This window comes from Vibrio crassostreae 9ZC13 (assembly GCF_000272045.2).
Lineage (GTDB): Bacteria > Pseudomonadota > Gammaproteobacteria > Enterobacterales > Vibrionaceae > Vibrio > Vibrio crassostreae_C.
In genome coordinates this window covers 569,326-586,446 of sequence record NZ_AJYZ02000019.1, presented here as the reverse complement: position 1 = coordinate 586,446, position 17,121 = coordinate 569,326, and the positions used below count along the sequence as shown (strand labels likewise).

Sequence of the window (17,121 nt, the reverse complement as noted above, 5' to 3'; positions counted from 1 at the left end):
GGATTTCATTTATCAACACTAAAAGTCTTTTAAGCTCGTCACCTTTGAAACTATAGCTCTTCAAAACGAAAAGCTTTGATGACGAGCAGAACTTGTTATTTAGTAATTTTCTTCTGAACGTATTTTTTGCTCACGTCGACAACCGCAACATCTCTAAAGAAGCTTCTACCCAACAGAAGTGGGAAAGAAAGATGCGTTCGGTCGGCTAGCGTAAATTCAGTTTTGTCTTTTAGATCGCCAATTTGAATCGAAGCTACAACCACAGCGCGTCGTTGTGTGCCTTCTGCGCTTGATTGCTTGATCTTAACCCAGCGTTCTACTGGTAAGCTGATCTCTTCAGTTGTAATTCCGTCGTGTTCAATCTTGAACTTAACCCAATCTTTGCCGTCACGTTCAAAATCAACAATATCAACTGCACTGATTGAAGAGGTTGTTGCACCGGTATCGACACGTGCTTTAAACGCTTCTTTTAAACCAGGAACAAACACCCACTCTTCTTCACCAAGAATCAGTTTGCCATCACTTGTTTTTCTAACCTTCTCTACTGGTTTTTCAACAGGTGTAGGTTTTACTTCCGGCTCAGTTGGTTTTACTTCTTCAGGCTTCTCAGTAGGTTCCGTTACTTTCTCGCCTTCTGTAGCGTCAGTTTTTGAAGAGTCATCCACAACAGGTTGTTCGATTTGAGGCTTTTGCTCTGGCTCAACAGGAGTTTGAGTTGTAGCCGAACAAGCAAACAGGCCACCACTTAGCATTAAAACTACAATCGCTTTCCAATTATACATTCAGTCACCTTCTATTTTGAAACGTTTGCTATCGCTTTTGCTACATAAGGAATATGAGATTCGGAAAGGCCTGCGATATTGATGCGTCCATCACCAACACCATAGACTCCATATTCTTCACGTAATTGATTCATTTGAGTTTCTTTAAAGCCTAGTACACTAAACATGCCTTTATGGCTTTCAATGAAGTCAAATTGTGACGTGTTATAAGTATTTCGCAATTCATCACATAAACTTTGGCGCAGATTTAACAAACGTTGCTGCATTTCACTCAATTCTTGCTTCCAAATCGAGGTTAGCTCTTGATTCTGAAGAATTGTTTTAACCAAAGCTGCACCATGATCTGGCGGCATTGTGTAAGTTGAACGAGCAAGCGTTAGAAGCTTACCTTTAGCATTGCCAACGTGTTCGCTGTTTTTGCCAATCACGATAGCGGCACCCGTTCTTTCACGGTATAAACCGAAGTTCTTCGAGCAAGATGTCGTAATCAACATCTCTTCGACGTTGTTAGCCATGTGTTGAAGACCTTTTGCGTCTTCTTCTAAGCCATCACCAAAGCCTTGGTAAGCAATATCAACGAACGGCAAGAAGCCATTTTTCTGCGATAGTTTGGTAATTTCCTGCCACGCCTCAAAGTCGATATCCGCACCCGTTGGGTTATGACAGCAACCGTGCAGTAGTACCACATCTGATGGACCCGCTTTTGAAAGGTCATCCAACATTCTTGCAGTATCAACTTGCTTCGTTTCAGGACTGAAGTAGTTGTAATATCGAACTTTTAAGCCTGCCGCTTCCATCACCGGTTTGTGGTTAACGTAGCTTGGGTTTGAAATCCAAACCGTGGTGTCTGGTTGAGAAACTTTCATTAAGTCACCCAACATGCGAAGTGCACCACTTGCACCCGGTGTTTGAATCGCAGCAACGCGATCCATTGCAGAAGTCCCTTTAAGCAGCAGATCAACCATGCTCTGGTTGAACTCTTCACAGCCTGCTAGGCCAACGTAAGCTTTGGTTTTCTGAGTCTCAACAACGATATCTTGAGCCTTAGAAACGGCTTTCATGATCGGAGTTTCGCCTTGGTCGTTTTTGTAAACGCCAATGCCTAAATCGACTTTATCAGTACGAGTATCGCCACGGTAAGCGACAGAAAGAGATAAAATTGGATCTAAAGTTGGTTTTGGTAGATGTGAAAACATGAAAGTCACAACCCTTTGAAATTCAAGTAATGGCCTCCAAGTTATCATTTTATTTACAATTTAAGAAACAGAAATTCATCAAAGTTTTGATTTTTAGGAGATAACTCTAGTTGAGACTGGTGCAATCTAATATTCCCTATTCCATATAGTTCAATATTCAATCAATTTACAAATTTAGAACGTCATAAAATAAAAAAGCCTCAACAGAGAAGCTGAGGCTACTAATTTGCACTAATGTAGGTTGACGTTAACTAACGAAAGTCTACTAGAGTCGGAACCGATGAATAATTTGGTTTGAACTACCACGCCAATCCAACATTGGATCCGCTTTATCTTGCTCAAAACGACCATCAATCAAAGTATCAACATATTCAAGTACTTGCCTCTGCTTTTCGTCGAGTTCGTCGAGCTCGTAGCCCGTCCACATCCAGATGTCTTTGCCTTCACATTCTGCTTTTACACGCTGAACAAGCTTAAGCACTTCAGACACGTTTGCAGGATGCAAAGGATCACCACCAGAAAGCGACAAGCCACGACGCTTAATTCGCGGATCATTGAGATCAGCGATAATGTGGTCTTGCAGTTCTTGAGTAAACAAATGCCCAGAGTCCAACCTTTGCGTCGATTGGTTATAACACCCGCGACACTGGTGTACACAACCCGACACAAACAAAGTGCAGCGTGTTCCAGGGCCATTTACAACGTCGATTGGGTGATATTGGTGATAATTCATAAGGCAGTATTGAAAACTCGTGATTACTTAATAGTTTGAGAAGATGTGTTGTAAAAGCTGAAACGAAAGAATTGGTATCGACATAACGCCGATACCAATCATATTTCTTGAAACGTAGCTCTTCTAAATAAGCTAGCTAATAATCTTAGAGCTTACTAAAGATGCTTCACTCGGCGTTTAACTTCTTCTTGCTTACCGAAGTTAAATGGTCGTGCATCTGGGCTACCAAGGTAACCACAAACACGGCGTGTTACCGATACTTTGGTTGAGTCGTGGTTGCCACACTTAGGACACGTAAAGCCCTTACTAGTACAGTCAAATTCACCGTTGTAACCACATTCGTAGCACTCATCAATCGGCGTATTTGTACCGTAGTAAGGAACACGTGTGTAGCTGTAGTCCCATACGTTTTCTAGTGCTTCGATGTTCTTCTGCATGTTCGGGAACTCACCGTAACAGATGAAACCACCACTAGAGATTTCAGGATAAGGCATCTCAAAATCGATCTTGTCGTATGGGTTCACTTTCTTCTGCACGTCTAAGTGAAAGCTGTTGGTGTAATAACCACGGTCTGTTACGCCATCAATCACACCAAACTCTTTGGTGTCGATGCTGCAGAAACGACTACATAGGTTTTCACTTGGTGTGCCGTATAGGCTGAACGCGTAACCTGTTTCTTTGGTCCAAGATTCCACTTCACGCTTCATGTATTCCACCAGCTCAAGCGCTTTAGCACGCATTTCGCCGTCGTCATACAGGTGAACGTCTGTGCCGTAAAGCGCAGTCATTGCTTCGTGGATACCAATGTAGCCAAGAGAAACAGAAGCACGGCCGTTCTTGAAGATATCAGCAATAGAGTCGTCCGCTTTCAATCGAACGCCACAAGCACCTTCCATGTAAAGGATTGGAGCAACACGTGCTTTCACGTTTTCTAGACGAGAAATACGAGTTTCTAAAGCGCGACGAGCCAGCTTCAGTTTATCATCAAGCAGTTCGTAGAACTTAGCCATATCTTGTTTTGCGTTAATCGCAATACGTGGCAAGTTCAAGCTAACAACACCTAAGTTGTTACGGCCTTCGTGAATCAACTCACCATTTTCTTCGTAAGTATTCAAGAAGCTACGACAACCCATAGGAGTTTTAAATGACCCTGTCACTTCTACTACTTTGTCGTAGTTAAGAATGTCTGGGTACATACGCTTAGACGCACACTCTAGCGCTAATTGCTTGATGTCGTAGTTTGGATCTTGCTTCTGGTGGTTCAAACCATCTTTGATCGCAAATACCAGTTTAGGGAACACGGCTGTTTTACGGTTCTTACCCAAACCTGCAATGCGGTTTTTCAAGATTGATTGCTGAATCAATTTCGAGCCCCAGCTTTCACCTAAACCAAAACCAAACGTCACGAATGGTGTTTGACCATTAGCGGTGTGCAGCGTGTTTACTTCGTACTCCAGAGATTGGAACGCGTCGTAACACTCTTTCTCTGTGCGAGAGATAGCAAAAGCTTCTGGGCTATGAATGTCCCACTCTTTCGCTAGCGATAAGTGCTTCTCGTAGCTCGCCATAACGTAAGGTTCAAGAACCTCATCGATGCGGTTAATCGTTGTGCCGCCGTAGATGTGACTCGCCACTTGCGCGATGATCTGCGCGGTTACCGCTGTCGCCGTAGAAATAGACTTAGGTGTGTCGATTTCCGCGTTACCCATCTTGAAGCCATGCGTTAACATGCCTTTCAGATCGATAAGCATGCAGTTAAACATTGGGAAGAACGGTGCGTAGTCTAGATCGTGGTAGTGAATATCACCACATTCGTGAGCATGTACGATATCACGTGGCAAAATGTGAGTTTTCGCATAGTGTTTAGCCACGATACCCGCCAGCAGGTCACGCTGAGTTGGGATTACTTTGCCATCTTTGTTCGCGTTTTCATTGATTAGATCAACGTTGCTTTCTTCGATCAAACCTTCGATCTCACGAGTTAAAGCGCTTTGCTTCTCACGGGCGATGTCGCGGTCATGACGATATTCAATGTAGGCACGAGCCAGAGACTTGTATGGTCCCTGCATTAGCTCGTTCTCGACCATGGTTTGAATTTCAGAGATATGAACTTCATCGTAGTCTTCGAGCTTCAACTCAACTGCTAATGCCACATTCAGTGCATAAATAGCAATTTCCTTATCGGCTTTGTCTGATGCTGCTTCCACTGCAGCTTGGATGCGATCTCTACTGAATGGAGCTCTTGAGCCATCACGCTTGATTACGATTGATTTCACCACTTCTCCTTACTCTTGAGGTATTCACAGACTTATCCACAAACACACTATATAGAGCGATTTATCGTTTAACTAACACTAGATATTGTGGCGTATTTAACGAGAACCACCAACTTTGAGTATTGATTTGGATCAATAAAAAGAGAACGCTGACTAAGATCAATTCAATATTATTACGCTAGTTCTCAAGTCGAAAAGAAACAATGTAACAATAAAAAAACTCCTAAAAAGAGTTGAATTTTTGGTAAGTGTTGTAGGATAACGGCTCATCAATATTGGCAGACAAAATTAGGGATATTTGGCATGAAACGACTTCAAAACTGGATAATGTTAGGCTGCTTACTCAGTAGCCAGACATTTGCTGAACCTTTGACCATATCCAGTTGGAATATCGAATGGTTATCAACCAACGAGGCTGTGAATAAGTTTTCTGACAAACGTGATCAAGCTGATTTCGACAAACTCGCAACTTATTTTCAATCCTTAGACGCAGACGTGGTTGCGTTTCAAGAAGTCGATAACGTAAATGCCATTCAGCGTGTGGCTGGTGATCAATACAAGATATTGATGTCTGACCGGGCGCTATCTAAGAACAGCAACCGCCAATTTAAAGAAGTGAACCAATACACGGGATTTGCAGTTCGTAAAGGAGTAGCCCTCACCGACTACGCTGACTTTCCGCTTGAAACCACATCCAACAGTAAACTTAGGTTTGCCAGCTATATCGTTGTAGAAACAAACTTTAAACCCATTCACATGTTGTCTGTGCATTTAAAGGCAGGTTGTAGCGGAGCGTATAAGTCCAACCGCGATTGCTCTCGTTTAAAAGAGCAAGCTCAGCAACTGAACAAGTGGATAAAGCAAAGAGAGCGCAATAACGAAGACTACGCCATTCTTGGCGACTTTAACCATAACCTCGCTTACTCACGAGATTGGATGTGGAAAGAGTTATCACAATATACTGATGCGCAGTTAGCGACACGAAAGACCCGTGCAGATTGTAAGGTACGCTCTAACCGCAACAATTATCGCACACATCAGTTCCGCTCTGTTATTGATCATATTGTGGTGAGTGAGTCGCTAAATGCTTCTCCTGCAAAGCAGAAGGTATTTGAAACACAAGATGTTCTGGACTACAAACTCAGCGACCACTGTCCAGTTTCAACGACTATTAAATAGTAGATTTTAGATAACAGCAGATTGTAGATAACTGAAAATAATAGAAACAGTAAATATAGAAAGAGGCTGACTGACTTTCGTGCTGAAAGCGAGTCAACCTCTATGCTTGGTCAGCTCAGAACGGATAACGTCAAAGCCAATGTAATCAGCTATAAGCTTGCTACTAACACGTTTTGTTCATACGATCCGCCAGCCACATTCCCACCAGCATGCTTATCATAAACACCCACACCGTCGGGTTGCCGCCACTTAGGCTGGTTACCGCAGGGCCTGGGCAAAAGCCTGCAATCCCCCAGCCTAAGCCAAACGCTGTAGATCCAAGAATCAGCTTTCTGTCTATCAACGGATTGTTACGGCTATCTAACGGCTCGCCATTGATGGCTTTAGCGCGCTTTTTAATGACCAGATGATAAAACGGTGCAAAGACCAATAGCGCGCCACCCATGACGAATGCCAAACTAATGTCCCAGTTACCGGTAATGTCTAAGAAGCCGAGTACCTTCTCAGGATCAACCATCCCTGAGATGATCATGCCAGAGCCAAAAAGAATACCTGCGACCAAACCGATAACGATAGTAAATGAAGCGTTTTTCATTATGCCCCCAAGCCAGTCAGATTCTTGATAAACACGGTTACGATTGCCACACCCATAAATACACAGGTCGCAACAATAGAACGTTTAGATAAACGCGCCATTCCGACAATGCCATGCCCGCTAGTACAACCGTTCGCTGTTTTAGTACCAAAGCCCACCAGAAGGCCAGCAATAATCACTAAAGCGAGATTCATCTCTTCTAACTGCGGAAGTTGGTAGCCCGTCGGAATTAATAGCCAACCACTTGCGACCATTCCCACAACAAAGGCGATACGCCAGTGTTTTTCGGTGTTTGCTGTATCCGCATCTTTACGTTCTTTGTTGCTGGTGCCAGTTGGCAATAATCGGCTGACAATGCCACTAATGCCAGCAACTCGACCAATCCCCAACATTAAAACAATGGCCGACACGCCTAACAACATGCCGCCGAAAAAAGCATCCCAAGGAATCAAACTAAGCACAAACCTCTCCTATCCACAAACATCATAAACTCATAACAACCTATAAATTAGATTTTACTAATAAATATAAATTAGTCAATGCTAATGTACTGCGAGTATGTGTCGTTTTGTAAGTCTGGAATTAACAAGCGCCCTGCATGAAAAAAGCCCCTAGGTGTTAACCTAAGGGCTTAAGATTTATTCTGTCTTTGGTAAAGAACAGCTATTTGACCTTGTTCTTCTCAGCAATCCATTGCGACATGTACTTAGTGCTCGCCATGCTGTGGTGTTTGAGCATCGAACCAAAGAAGTTATCCAGTCGATGAGATTCAAGATCCGACTCTAACGCAATCAATCGCTCAATCAATGTGTCGCCCAGTTTATTCTGCTCGTAGTGCGCTTCAAGGATTGAATGACATCGGCTTTGTGCCTTAAGCCACTTCTCTTCATCTTTATAAAGGGCAACTGCAGCTTCAACAAATTCGTCGATATCATCAGCAACCGCACCTGGCCATTGCAGTTCTCCTTGTGGCAACATGCCTTCGCTGCCGATTTCACTGGTCACGTTCGGAGTCTGTAGCTTCATCGCATCAAGTAACTTGCCTTTAATGCCTGCGCCAAATCGTAAAGGTGCAACACACACACGAGCCTGCTCCATCACTTCTTGAGCGTCTATCGCCCAACCTTTGATATGGAAGCCAGTTTTAGGGTTATGCAAAGCGGTTGCTTTTGGCGGCGGATACGATCCATAAATATGAAGTTCAGTGTCAGGTAACTGTTTACGAATCTTCGGCCAAATCTTCTGTAACTGAAGCACTGCATCCCAGTTAGGCGCATGTCTAAAATTACCTATCGTCATGAAATGCTTACGTTCTTCAAAGCTTTTCGTACTTTCAGGCAACGTGTTGAGATCAACCATGAACGGCAGGTGATGTAATAGTTTTGGATCGATATTGAACTCAGATTGGAGCAATTCCATCTCGTAACTTGAGATGATCAACGAAAGATCACAGCGCAGGATTGCAGCGATTTCACGTTTCGCCAAGTCACTGTACAGGTGCTCTTTCGTTAACTCTGTCTCTTTCTTAACAGCTTCATGTCGAGCATTGCGTAGGAATTGTAAATCTTCAGTATCCAGTAGCTTAAAGGCATTGGGACATACCTTCTCGACGCGCCAGCCGAATTGCTCTTCCATCATAAAACGGTCAAACATCACAACATCGGGCTGCAGCTCTTCAATGTAATCGTCAAAGCTATCGCAATTTAACTGTATAGATTGGCTTGTGATGCCCTCTTCAGAGAGATCAATCATGTGCTCGGTTTCTTGAGCGGGTGTTGCAAATTCAACTGACCAACCTTGTCTCTTAAATAGACGTAAAAGAGACATCATATGGCTGCCAGCCGCCGATGAATTCGGTTCTGGCCAAACGTAGCCAATTGCTAAAACTTTCTTCAAAATACTTCCTAAGAAATAACAAAAGGGCCACAGAAGCCCCTAATAAAACGTTAATCGAGTTATGCCGCTGATAATAATGGTTCTAAGAACTCAGCGATCAGATTCGTTCACCTACATTGCGAGCTATCATAAGAACTTCATCGGCTGAGTAAAAGTTTGAAATCGTGGTTTCGACTTTAGCGCCCAATGTCGACTGATAGAGCTTTTGTGCAAAGTTATCTGCTCTGGTGGTCACTAATACATGTTTTAGTGTCGAGCCCTGCTCTGATAGCTTCTGCTTCACTTGAGGCAAAGAGTCTAGAATCAGCTTTTTGCCCAATCCTTGTCCCTGAGCACTCGGTAACACAGCAAGTTGTTCTAGCTCCAAAACAGCTTCAGGCCTAAACCCACTCTTTTGAACCCAAATAATGTAGCCGACAATCTCGCCATCGCTTTCAGCAACAAAGTTAAGAAAGCGTGGCGCAGCATTTAAGTTACATTGTAACCAATTTTTTGAGTTTTGCTGTCGAACAAAAGTAGCTTGGTGAACTAAAGCCGCTCCATCGAGGTCGGCTTCTGTCATAAAACGAACTTGCGCCATGCTGCTACTCATTCTCAGAATTAGGACGCGTTTTACAGTGTAAAATGGCTCTCTCTAGAAGTTCTAATGCCGAGCTATCTGCTTCTGGAAGCTTAGCGTCCGATTGACCTAACGGATCAACACGGCTACCCCACTTAATATGGCCTGCCCCCCAAGTTAAACCGGCACCGAATGCCGCCACAAGGATGTTTGAGTTCGGTTTAACAAAGCCTTGCTCTAACGATTCACACAATGCAATTGGCACAGTCGCAGCCGACGTGTTGCCATAGTTTTGAATGTTCACAAACGCTTTCTCACGTTCAATGCCCGCCATATCACACAGAGTTTGAATAATTCGGATGTTCGCTTGGTGCGGAATCACAACATCGATGTTTTCAGTTGAGATGCCAGTGCGACTCAATACTGTATGTGCTGCAGCGCCCATTCCTTTCACTGCACGCTTGAAGATCTCTTTACCAACGAAATCAAAATCCCAGTAACCGTTATCAGCAGCAAAGCGGTCCATAGACGTACCGAATTTTGGTACTGCTAGAATGTCACGGCCCTCTGCGTCACAACCGATTTGAGCTTCTTGTAAACCCACTTGTTCTTCAGTACGCGATAAAACCACAGCGCCAGCGCCATCACCGAATAGAACCGCAGTATCACGCTTGGTCCAGTCGATGAAGAATGAAAGACGCTCTGCACCCACAACGATCGCATTGCGGTAGTTGCCCGCTTGAATCAATCGAGTTGCTGTTTCAACACCGTAGATAAAGCCTGTACACGCTGCATTAAGGTCAAAAGCTGCTGCGCTCTTGATGCCTAAGTTCTGTTGAACTTTAGACGCGGTATTTGGAATAAGAGAGTCTGGACTGCACGTCGCTACGATCACAAGATCGATATCTTCGGCTGTTAAACCAGCACACGCCATTGCATGTTGAGCAGCAACGGTCGCTAGCTCAGAGGTATTTACATGACTGATACGACGATTTTCGATACCAGTTCGAGTACGAATCCACTCGTCAGACGTATCAATGAAAGTGCTTAAATCATCATTGGATAGCACGGCTGGTGGCAGACACTTTCCCCAGCCCGTAATTTCAGCGTAAAATTTTGTCATCATTTACCTGTTTATTGTTTGTTTTTATTTGAGTATCTTATTCTTGTTTTAAACAGTATAAGCGTTCCGTACATGATTCGTAAATCGCGTTAGGCACGGAGACGCAATAAAAAGAGAAAGTTATGTCTACATTCAACACACGTTGCCCTTCTTGCGGTGGCGTAAACCGAGTTCCTTCAGAAAGAATTTCAGAAAGCCCTACTTGTGGTAAGTGCAAAAACGCACTTCTAGACGGTGCACCAATCGAAGGTACGTCACTGAATTTCCAATCAATTTTGAACAGTTCACAGCCTGTCGTTGTCGATTTTTGGGCGACATGGTGCAACCCATGTGTAGGTTTCGCACCTGTGTTCAGCGATGTCGCTAAAGAGCGCGCTGGCGATGTTCGATTTGTTAAAATTGATACCGAAGCTCAACAGCAACTGGCGGCTATGTATCAAATCAGAAGCATCCCAACGGTGATGGTGTTCAAGAACGGTCAACGTGTTGATACGATTAACGGTGCACTGCCAAAAGGTCAATTTGACCAGTGGCTTAATCAAGCACTAACTAAGTAAGCACAAAAAAATAGGTTAGAGAGTCTTACCAAATCAAGACTATCTAACCTACTGTTTTATTTATGGTTATCACTTAACTTCTTGAATAAAACTACAGATTCGCCTTTCGCTTGAATATTAGATTCTTGCTTGCCAAACCCGTATTGCTGTTTGATTTGATCTGCGACTTTCTCAGCAATCATAATGGTTGGTGCATTGGTGTTTGCCCCAATCAGTGTCGGCATCACAGAAGCATCAATGACTCTCAAATTATCCAATCCATAAACTTTGAGATCTTTATCTACCACAGCTAAAGAATCGCTACTAGGTCCCATTTTACAGGTCCCGATCGGGTGATACTGAGTGTCTGCACGATTGCGAATATCTTGCTCGATAGCCTTGTCATCACTGGCGTCCACAGGGTAGAAAGCATTGCCTCGGATATCATCAAACGCGGAACTCTCTAACATTTGATACTGCTTCTTCCAGCCCTTAATCATGATCTCCATGTCTTCAGGATGACTGAAAAACGCAGGATCGATCTTAGGCGGATCATAGGGATCATTACTATTGAGCGTTACGGTGCCGTAGCTCTTCGGTCGCAATAAGGTGACATGAGAGGTAAAGCCATGACTGGTATGAATTTTTCTAGCATGGTCATCTACAACAGCGACCACAAATACAAACTCTAAATCCGGTACAGCGATATGATCTTCGGAACAGAGAAAGCCTATTCCCTCTGCAAAATTACTGCTCATTTTACCGCGGCGTTCTTTGTGCCATAATGGTAAGGCTTTGGTCATTTCAGAGGCCATTTGCAGCGAGATACCAAAAGTTTCACGCTTTTCACTGCATTTATACGAATGTACTAAGTCGATATGATCTTGAAGGTTCTTGCCCACTCCAGGTAATTCATGAACTTGTTCGATGCCATGCACCTCTAGTTCAGTTTGAGCACCGACACCAGACAGTAGTAGCAATTGCGGAGAACCAAACGCGCCAGCAGATAGAATCACCTCTTTGTTGCATTGGATCTGATAACGCTTGCCGTTAGATCCATATTCAACGCCAACCGCTTTCTTTCCTTCAAATAAGACCTTATGTGTGGTGGCTTTAGTCACGACCGTGAGGTTCGATCGTGAAAGGTTTGGCGTTAAGTAAGCCTTAGCAGCACTGCATCGTTCGCCATTCAACTGTGTTACCTGCGTCGGCATCGCCCCAAACTGAGCAGCGCCGTTAATATCCTCATTGCGAGGTACACCTATCGATTCACACGCCGTTAAATAACGTTCCAACATAGGGCTTGGCGATCTAAGATTGGCCACATTAAGAGGACCACCTTGGCCATGGAACTCATCTTGGTGGACTTCGTTGTTTTCTGCTTTCTTAAAGTAAGGCAAACAGGATTCATAGTTCCAGCCAGCATTGCCCAAGCTTTCCCATCTATCGTAGTCATAGCGATGTCCACGAGCGTACATCATGGCATTGATAGAGCTAGAACCGCCAAGTGTCTTACCTCTAGGCTGATAGCCTTTACGACCGTTCAAACCCGGCTGTTCAACCGTTTCGAATGCCCAATTATTGAGTTTGGTTGGCATCATCGCCACCACGCCAACGGGTGTGTGAATGAATGGGCTGGTGTCTTTACCACCCGCTTCTAACAAGCAAACCGTCACATCAGGATCTTCCGACAGCCGAGAAGCCATCACACACCCAGCTGAACCACCGCCAACAATAATAAATCATAACTATCCATTTGCCATCTCCGCTATTTCTAGTGGGTGTAACTCACGCTTCAAGATTTTTCCGGTTGCTGTCATGGGTAAGGCTTTACGAATGAATACCTTACGCGGGTATTTGTAGTCGGCGAGTTGCTCACGACACCATGCTATCAAGGCGGCACTATCACATTGCGTATGTTCGTGAAGAACCACATGCGCGTGGATCTCCTCGCCTAAATGTTCATGATGCTCGCCTACCACCGCGACCATTTCGACATCGGGGTGACACATCAACACTTCTTCGACTTCACGTGGATAAACGTTGTACCCACCACGAATAATCATGTCTTTAACACGGTCAACAATGAACAAATTGCCATGCTCATCGACGCGACCGATATCTCCCGTTAAGAACCAACCATCACGAATAGATTCAGCTGTCGCCTCTGGCCTTTGATAATAGCCTTTCATCACACTTGGGCTTTTAATGCAGACTTCGCCGAGTTCACCCATAGCGACAGAGTTGCCTTGTATATCAGTAATCTTGATGAGGTGGCCACATAAAGGCTGACCGACACTACCCGATAAACGATCGCCATCAATATGATTAAAGGTCGCAACCGGCGCCGTTTCCGAGAGCCCATAACCTTCTAAGACTGGTAATTCAAAACGAGATTCAAACTGTCGTATAACCTCAAGCGGCATAGAAGCACCGCCAGAAACACCTAACCTCAAGCTGTGTTTAACCTGTTCAGAGCGTTTGCTTGTGTTTTCTAAACTATCAGAAGACTCTTCTCCCGCCTTTAATAGCGCGATATACATAGTAGGAACACCCGCAAACACGCTGACTTTATGGCTAATGATCTGTTCAATAACCAATAACGGTTCAAAACGAGGAATCAACACCATGGTGGACCCTGTTAGCACACTCGCGTTCATCATCACCGTCTGACCGAAGCTATGGAATAAAGGCAGTGTAGCCATTGTGGTGTCGCTGTACTCCAATCTCATTAGATACTGTGACGACATCGCATTGGTTTGCATGTTGGTGTGGGAAAGCTCAGCCCCTTTTGGTTGACCCGTCGTGCCAGAGGTATAAAGGATCACAGCGGTATCATCGCCATGACAAGCCACAGACTCAAAAGGAGTAAAAGGTTGTGCCAACCAATCAGCGATTGATTCATGCTCCTCATTACTTTCTAAAGTAGTGTCTGTGTTTGTTGGGATAGGCATCTCGACAAAGTGTTCACAGTGGTTTGCCTGCTCAAAACCTTGTAAACCATAGCGACCAATTGGAAGCTCTTCACTGCCGTCAAAACATAAATAGGCCTTCGCGTTAGAGTCATTAAGGTGATAAGCGATCTCTCTGGCCTTGAATAGCACGTTCAAAGGCACGACTACACAACCCGCTTTTAGAATCCCGTAATAGGCTATCGGAAAGTAAGTCACGTTCGGGCATGACAACGCTACCTTATCTCCGTTCTGCAACCCAAGTCTTTTCAAGTTAGCAGCCACGTTTCCAGAAAGTTGTTCTAACTGAGAAAAACTGATTTCATCCGATCCCATACGCAGAGCGGCTTTAGTTGGAAAAAGCGAAGCGCTACGCTCCAAATTAACAGCAAGATTGTGCATCCATGATCTCCTTGTGCGGCTTAGACCTGTTTGTGACGGTCACCGTAGACGTTCTAATCGTTGTAATAAGTCTCTTTCTTGTCATCACGAGCCTGCACATTGGTGTGTCATGTAGATAAGAGTCGTTATTGAGCAAAATGTTTGAGACGCTCCAATGTGCAGCCCAATAAATTACAACATTTCGATAACATTTCGAACAGGTTTCAAAAAGACAAAAACCGGTGATATTCGGACACAGCCTGCGCTAGCCCAATAAAACCTTGCACACATAAACCAAAATTTGGAACAAGCTTGCGAAAGTGAGAACAAGCAACAGGCGTAAATGTTAAAAGTTCGGTTAAGATATCGATATTCAACAAGAGGCAGCTTATGGAATACACCGCAGTTTACGAACCCGACATGCAAGCATTCGGCATTCTGGATCTTCAGTTGCTGCATCGTTACCTGTCGCCTGTTCTCAGTATCGAAGAGTTGCTCGAAGGCAGTAACATCGATGCTCTCCAACTCAACACACCCGATACACACATCACTTTGGCGCAAAAGCTTGCTGTGTTCAGTAATGCGTTAGCGAATTCCAACGAAGACGGATTGGGGCTTAAAGTTGGCCAACAAGCGAGGTTCAGCGATTTCGGCGTGCTCGGTTATGCGGTGTTTAGCAGCGAAACACTACTCGATGCCTTTTTAATCGGGTTTAAGTATCTGCAACTTGCTGGCCCTGTCCTCAGGAAAACCATGTCTGTAGAAGACAACATTGGTTACTTTCGCGCAGAGCAACTTATCGAACTCGATTCTTTACTGCCCTTTTGTTGTGAATACTGGTTCGCAGCGATACACAGTTTGTGCGAAGAGGTCTTACAGCAGCCCTTTCCTTCTCAAGTGATCCGCTTCCCCTATCCAAAACCTGAATACGGCGATCTATACACAGAGATTTTCCGCTGCCCGGTTGAATTCAATAGTGACCGGCTTGAATGGGAGTTCGACGCAACCACCTTGTATTCATCTCTTCCTACCGCCAACCCCATCACTTTACAGATGTGCTTAAAATCGTGTGATGACATGTTGGCAAAAGTCAGTGCACCCAGTAGCCTCAAAGAGAAAGTCTCTCAGATGCTGATTGAAAGGCCAGGATGTTACCCTTCTATAGAATCCATTTCTTCAGAACTGGGCATGTCTTCTCGAACTCTGCGTCGTCACCTGAAAGCAGCGGATACGAGCTATCAGAAGATACTGGACCACGTTCGTTTTCACCTTTCTCGACACTACCTTTCTTCAACTCAAATGAGCATTGAAGAGATATCTGAGCGCGTTGGGTTTTCAGACAGCGCTAACTTTCGACATGCCTTTCGTAAGTGGAGTGGAAGCTCGCCACGTCAATACCGTAAAGAAACGGTCTAACACTTAAAATCCCACTCAATCCAAATCATAAAAAGACAATCACGCTGCAATCTTTTTCTAAATTAAACCACCAATGAACAACGGCTTAACGACTTTTTGCCCGCATAAAATCTCGCCAAACCACCAAATATCGCAACCGTATTTTAGTTTAGTTGGTCGATAAATTTCTTTTATCTTAACGACCATTTTTATTTGTTTTACCCAATTCAGTTTCTCCCCCATAGTCGCGGAAAATTCATCGTTTCTTTTACTATCAGAGGCTCCTGCATTGGACAACATCCAACCAACAACTCGCATAACTGTTCCTGTTATTGCATTGTCTTTTTACGCGATCGCTTCAGGCTACTTAATGAGTTCATTACCATTAATGCTGTCTGAGTATGGCTTAGACAAAGATCTATCGAGTTGGTTGGCGAGTGCATTCTATGCAGGTCTACTGGCTGGTACATTATTGATTGAACGTGCCATTGCGCGTGTTGGCCACAAAGATGCGTTCGTCATCGCATTGAGTGTGTTCATCGCAACGATCCTTGTATTGCCATTGATCCCACACCAAGCAGTATGGCTACTAGCTCGCTTTGTGGCTGGTGTGGCGGTTGCAGGTATCTTCGTGATTGTAGAGTCTTGGCTAATGAGCGGTGACGAGTCACAACGCGCAAAACGTCTCGCTATCTACATGTGTTCACTGTACGGCGGTTCTGCAGTTGGTCAGCTTGGTATCGGTTACTTAGGTATTACTGGTGGCGTACCTTTCATCGCAATGTTCACCCTTCTGTTTGGTGCGATCATTGTGCTGATGTACGGACAAGCAACTCCACCACAGATCCACGATGCGCAATCTTTGTCTTTAAAGCAGATCAGCAAATTAAGCCACAGCGCGCTAATTGGCTGCATTGTTTCCGGATTAACGCTAGGTGCGATTTACGGCTTGATGCCAGTTGAACTTGCTCAACGTAACATTGCACACGAAGACATTGGTGGTTTGATGGCTTTGGTTATCATGGGTGGTATGGCTGTACAGCCGATGGTGACTTGGTTATCTCACCACGTAGGACAAGTGTTATTAATGGCTTTGTTCTGCCTGCTAGGGGTTGCAAGCATTGGTGTGCTGACTATCAATCACGATTTCTACGTACTAGGCATGAGCTTGTTCGTATTAGGCATGGCCACATTTGCGCTATACCCAATCGCGATTAACTTAGGTTGCCGTAACCTTGACCCAAGCTACTTGGTGTCAGTGACTCAAATCATGCTACTTTGCTACAGCATCGGTTCTGTTGCGGGACCAATCGTTGCAGACAGCTTTATGGATTCACAAGCAGGATTGTTCACTTACCTGTTCGCGTCTCTACTTGCTACAACGATCTACATGTTGATTGCTAGCCTAAAGCGCTCTCACCTACAGATTGCAGGCGAGTAAGCTTAAATAGACAGACACTAGATGCGTGTCATTAGGGCTCCGAGTTCAGACTTTATGTCTAAGCGAAGGGCTCTTTTC

The 17,121-nt window shown here is 44.4% G+C and carries 15 protein-coding genes and 1 pseudogene; 4 read left to right on the top strand and 12 right to left on the bottom strand.

Annotated features, from left to right (window positions below; all coding sequences use genetic code 11):
- Nucleotides 1-95: 95 nt before the first annotated feature.
- The 4 genes from A136_RS03985 to nrdD all read right to left on the bottom strand — a co-directional run bounded on the left by A136_RS03985 (nucleotide 96) and on the right by nrdD (nucleotide 4,987).
- Complete coding sequence (locus A136_RS03985) at nucleotides 96-782, bottom strand: RimK/LysX family protein (protein ID WP_017064573.1); 687 nt, start codon at nucleotides 780-782, stop codon at nucleotides 96-98.
- Between the two features lie 11 nt (nucleotides 783-793).
- Nucleotides 794-1,978 (bottom strand): amino acid aminotransferase, encoded by a 1,185-nt coding sequence (locus tag A136_RS03980; RefSeq protein WP_017064572.1) that lies wholly within the window; start codon nucleotides 1,976-1,978, stop codon nucleotides 794-796.
- Nucleotides 1,979-2,243: 265 nt separating this feature from the next.
- Complete coding sequence (gene nrdG, locus A136_RS03975) at nucleotides 2,244-2,711, bottom strand: anaerobic ribonucleoside-triphosphate reductase-activating protein (protein ID WP_017064571.1); 468 nt, start codon at nucleotides 2,709-2,711, stop codon at nucleotides 2,244-2,246.
- Between the two features lie 155 nt (nucleotides 2,712-2,866).
- Nucleotides 2,867-4,987, bottom strand: a complete 2,121-nt coding sequence (gene nrdD, locus A136_RS03970; RefSeq protein WP_017064570.1) for an anaerobic ribonucleoside-triphosphate reductase — start codon at nucleotides 4,985-4,987, stop codon at nucleotides 2,867-2,869.
- Between the two features lie 303 nt (nucleotides 4,988-5,290).
- On the opposite strand from nrdD, the gene A136_RS03965 reads away from it, so the two are divergent.
- Nucleotides 5,291-6,166 (top strand): endonuclease/exonuclease/phosphatase family protein, encoded by an 876-nt coding sequence (locus A136_RS03965; protein WP_017064569.1) that lies wholly within the window; start codon nucleotides 5,291-5,293, stop codon nucleotides 6,164-6,166.
- Between the two features lie 163 nt (nucleotides 6,167-6,329).
- On the opposite strand, the gene A136_RS03960 is transcribed toward A136_RS03965, so the two are convergent.
- From A136_RS03960 to A136_RS03940, 5 genes are all read right to left on the bottom strand, one after another.
- Entirely contained in the window at nucleotides 6,330-6,761 is a 432-nt protein-coding gene (locus A136_RS03960) for a YeeE/YedE family protein (RefSeq protein WP_016787649.1), read from the bottom strand.
- Nucleotides 6,761-7,222, bottom strand: a complete 462-nt coding sequence (locus A136_RS03955) for a YeeE/YedE family protein (RefSeq protein WP_010429747.1) — start codon at nucleotides 7,220-7,222, stop codon at nucleotides 6,761-6,763. The genes A136_RS03960 and A136_RS03955 overlap by 1 nt, the downstream gene beginning before the upstream one ends.
- 202 nt (nucleotides 7,223-7,424) lie before the next feature.
- Entirely contained in the window at nucleotides 7,425-8,657 is a 1,233-nt protein-coding gene (locus A136_RS03950) for a glycosyltransferase (protein WP_017064568.1), read from the bottom strand.
- 97 nt (nucleotides 8,658-8,754) lie between these two features.
- Nucleotides 8,755-9,219, bottom strand: a complete 465-nt coding sequence (locus A136_RS03945) for a GNAT family N-acetyltransferase (RefSeq protein WP_029235231.1) — start codon at nucleotides 9,217-9,219, stop codon at nucleotides 8,755-8,757.
- 22 nt (nucleotides 9,220-9,241) lie between these two features.
- A complete protein-coding gene (locus tag A136_RS03940; RefSeq protein ID WP_017060124.1) occupies nucleotides 9,242-10,339 on the bottom strand; it encodes a ketoacyl-ACP synthase III in 1,098 nt (365 codons plus the stop codon).
- 122 nt (nucleotides 10,340-10,461) lie between these two features.
- Between A136_RS03940 and trxC the strand changes: the two genes are divergently transcribed.
- Nucleotides 10,462-10,896 (top strand): thioredoxin TrxC, encoded by a 435-nt coding sequence (trxC, locus tag A136_RS03935; protein ID WP_017060125.1) that lies wholly within the window; start codon nucleotides 10,462-10,464, stop codon nucleotides 10,894-10,896.
- Between the two features lie 56 nt (nucleotides 10,897-10,952).
- Here the strand turns inward: trxC and A136_RS03930 are convergent.
- Both A136_RS03930 and A136_RS03925 read right to left on the bottom strand, forming a co-directional pair.
- Nucleotides 10,953-12,631, bottom strand: a pseudogene (locus tag A136_RS03930) (GMC family oxidoreductase).
- On the bottom strand, nucleotides 12,624-14,228 hold the full coding sequence (locus A136_RS03925; RefSeq protein ID WP_017064565.1) for a long-chain-fatty-acid--CoA ligase: 1,605 nt from the start codon (nucleotides 14,226-14,228) through the stop codon (nucleotides 12,624-12,626). Before A136_RS03925 ends, A136_RS03930 begins: the two are co-directional and overlap by 8 nt.
- A 369-nt stretch (nucleotides 14,229-14,597) precedes the next feature.
- Here A136_RS03925 and A136_RS03920 point away from each other — a divergent pair, with 369 nt between their 5' ends.
- Entirely contained in the window at nucleotides 14,598-15,623 is a 1,026-nt protein-coding gene (locus A136_RS03920) for an AraC family transcriptional regulator (RefSeq protein WP_017064564.1), read from the top strand.
- A gap of 57 nt (nucleotides 15,624-15,680) precedes the next feature.
- Here the strand turns inward: A136_RS03920 and A136_RS03915 are convergent, their stop codons facing one another.
- Nucleotides 15,681-15,920 (bottom strand): hypothetical protein, encoded by a 240-nt coding sequence (locus tag A136_RS03915; protein ID WP_017060129.1) that lies wholly within the window; start codon nucleotides 15,918-15,920, stop codon nucleotides 15,681-15,683.
- Here A136_RS03915 and A136_RS03910 point away from each other — a divergent pair.
- Nucleotides 15,892-17,043, top strand: coding sequence for an MFS transporter (locus A136_RS03910; protein ID WP_029235229.1), 1,152 nt, complete (start codon nucleotides 15,892-15,894; stop codon nucleotides 17,041-17,043). The two genes, A136_RS03915 and A136_RS03910, sit on opposite strands and share 29 nt — an antisense overlap.
- The last annotated feature ends 78 nt before the right edge of the window (nucleotides 17,044-17,121 follow it).

Coding starts and splice junctions, on each gene's coding strand:
- A136_RS03985 (WP_017064573.1), bottom strand. CDS start 782: ATGTATAATTGGAAAGCGATTGTAGTTTTAATGCTAAGTGGTGGCCTG.
- A136_RS03980 (WP_017064572.1), bottom strand. CDS start 1,978: ATGTTTTCACATCTACCAAAACCAACTTTAGATCCAATTTTATCTCTT.
- nrdG (WP_017064571.1), bottom strand. CDS start 2,711: ATGAATTATCACCAATATCACCCAATCGACGTTGTAAATGGCCCTGGA.
- A136_RS03965 (WP_017064569.1), top strand. CDS start 5,291: ATGAAACGACTTCAAAACTGGATAATGTTAGGCTGCTTACTCAGTAGC.
- A136_RS03960 (WP_016787649.1), bottom strand. CDS start 6,761: ATGAAAAACGCTTCATTTACTATCGTTATCGGTTTGGTCGCAGGTATT.
- A136_RS03945 (WP_029235231.1), bottom strand. CDS start 9,219: ATGACAGAAGCCGACCTCGATGGAGCGGCTTTAGTTCACCAAGCTACT.
- A136_RS03940 (WP_017060124.1), bottom strand. CDS start 10,339: ATGACAAAATTTTACGCTGAAATTACGGGCTGGGGAAAGTGTCTGCCA.
- trxC (WP_017060125.1), top strand. CDS start 10,462: ATGTCTACATTCAACACACGTTGCCCTTCTTGCGGTGGCGTAAACCGA.
- A136_RS03925 (WP_017064565.1), bottom strand. CDS start 14,228: ATGCACAATCTTGCTGTTAATTTGGAGCGTAGCGCTTCGCTTTTTCCA.
- A136_RS03920 (WP_017064564.1), top strand. CDS start 14,598: ATGGAATACACCGCAGTTTACGAACCCGACATGCAAGCATTCGGCATT.
- A136_RS03915 (WP_017060129.1), bottom strand. CDS start 15,920: ATGCGAGTTGTTGGTTGGATGTTGTCCAATGCAGGAGCCTCTGATAGT.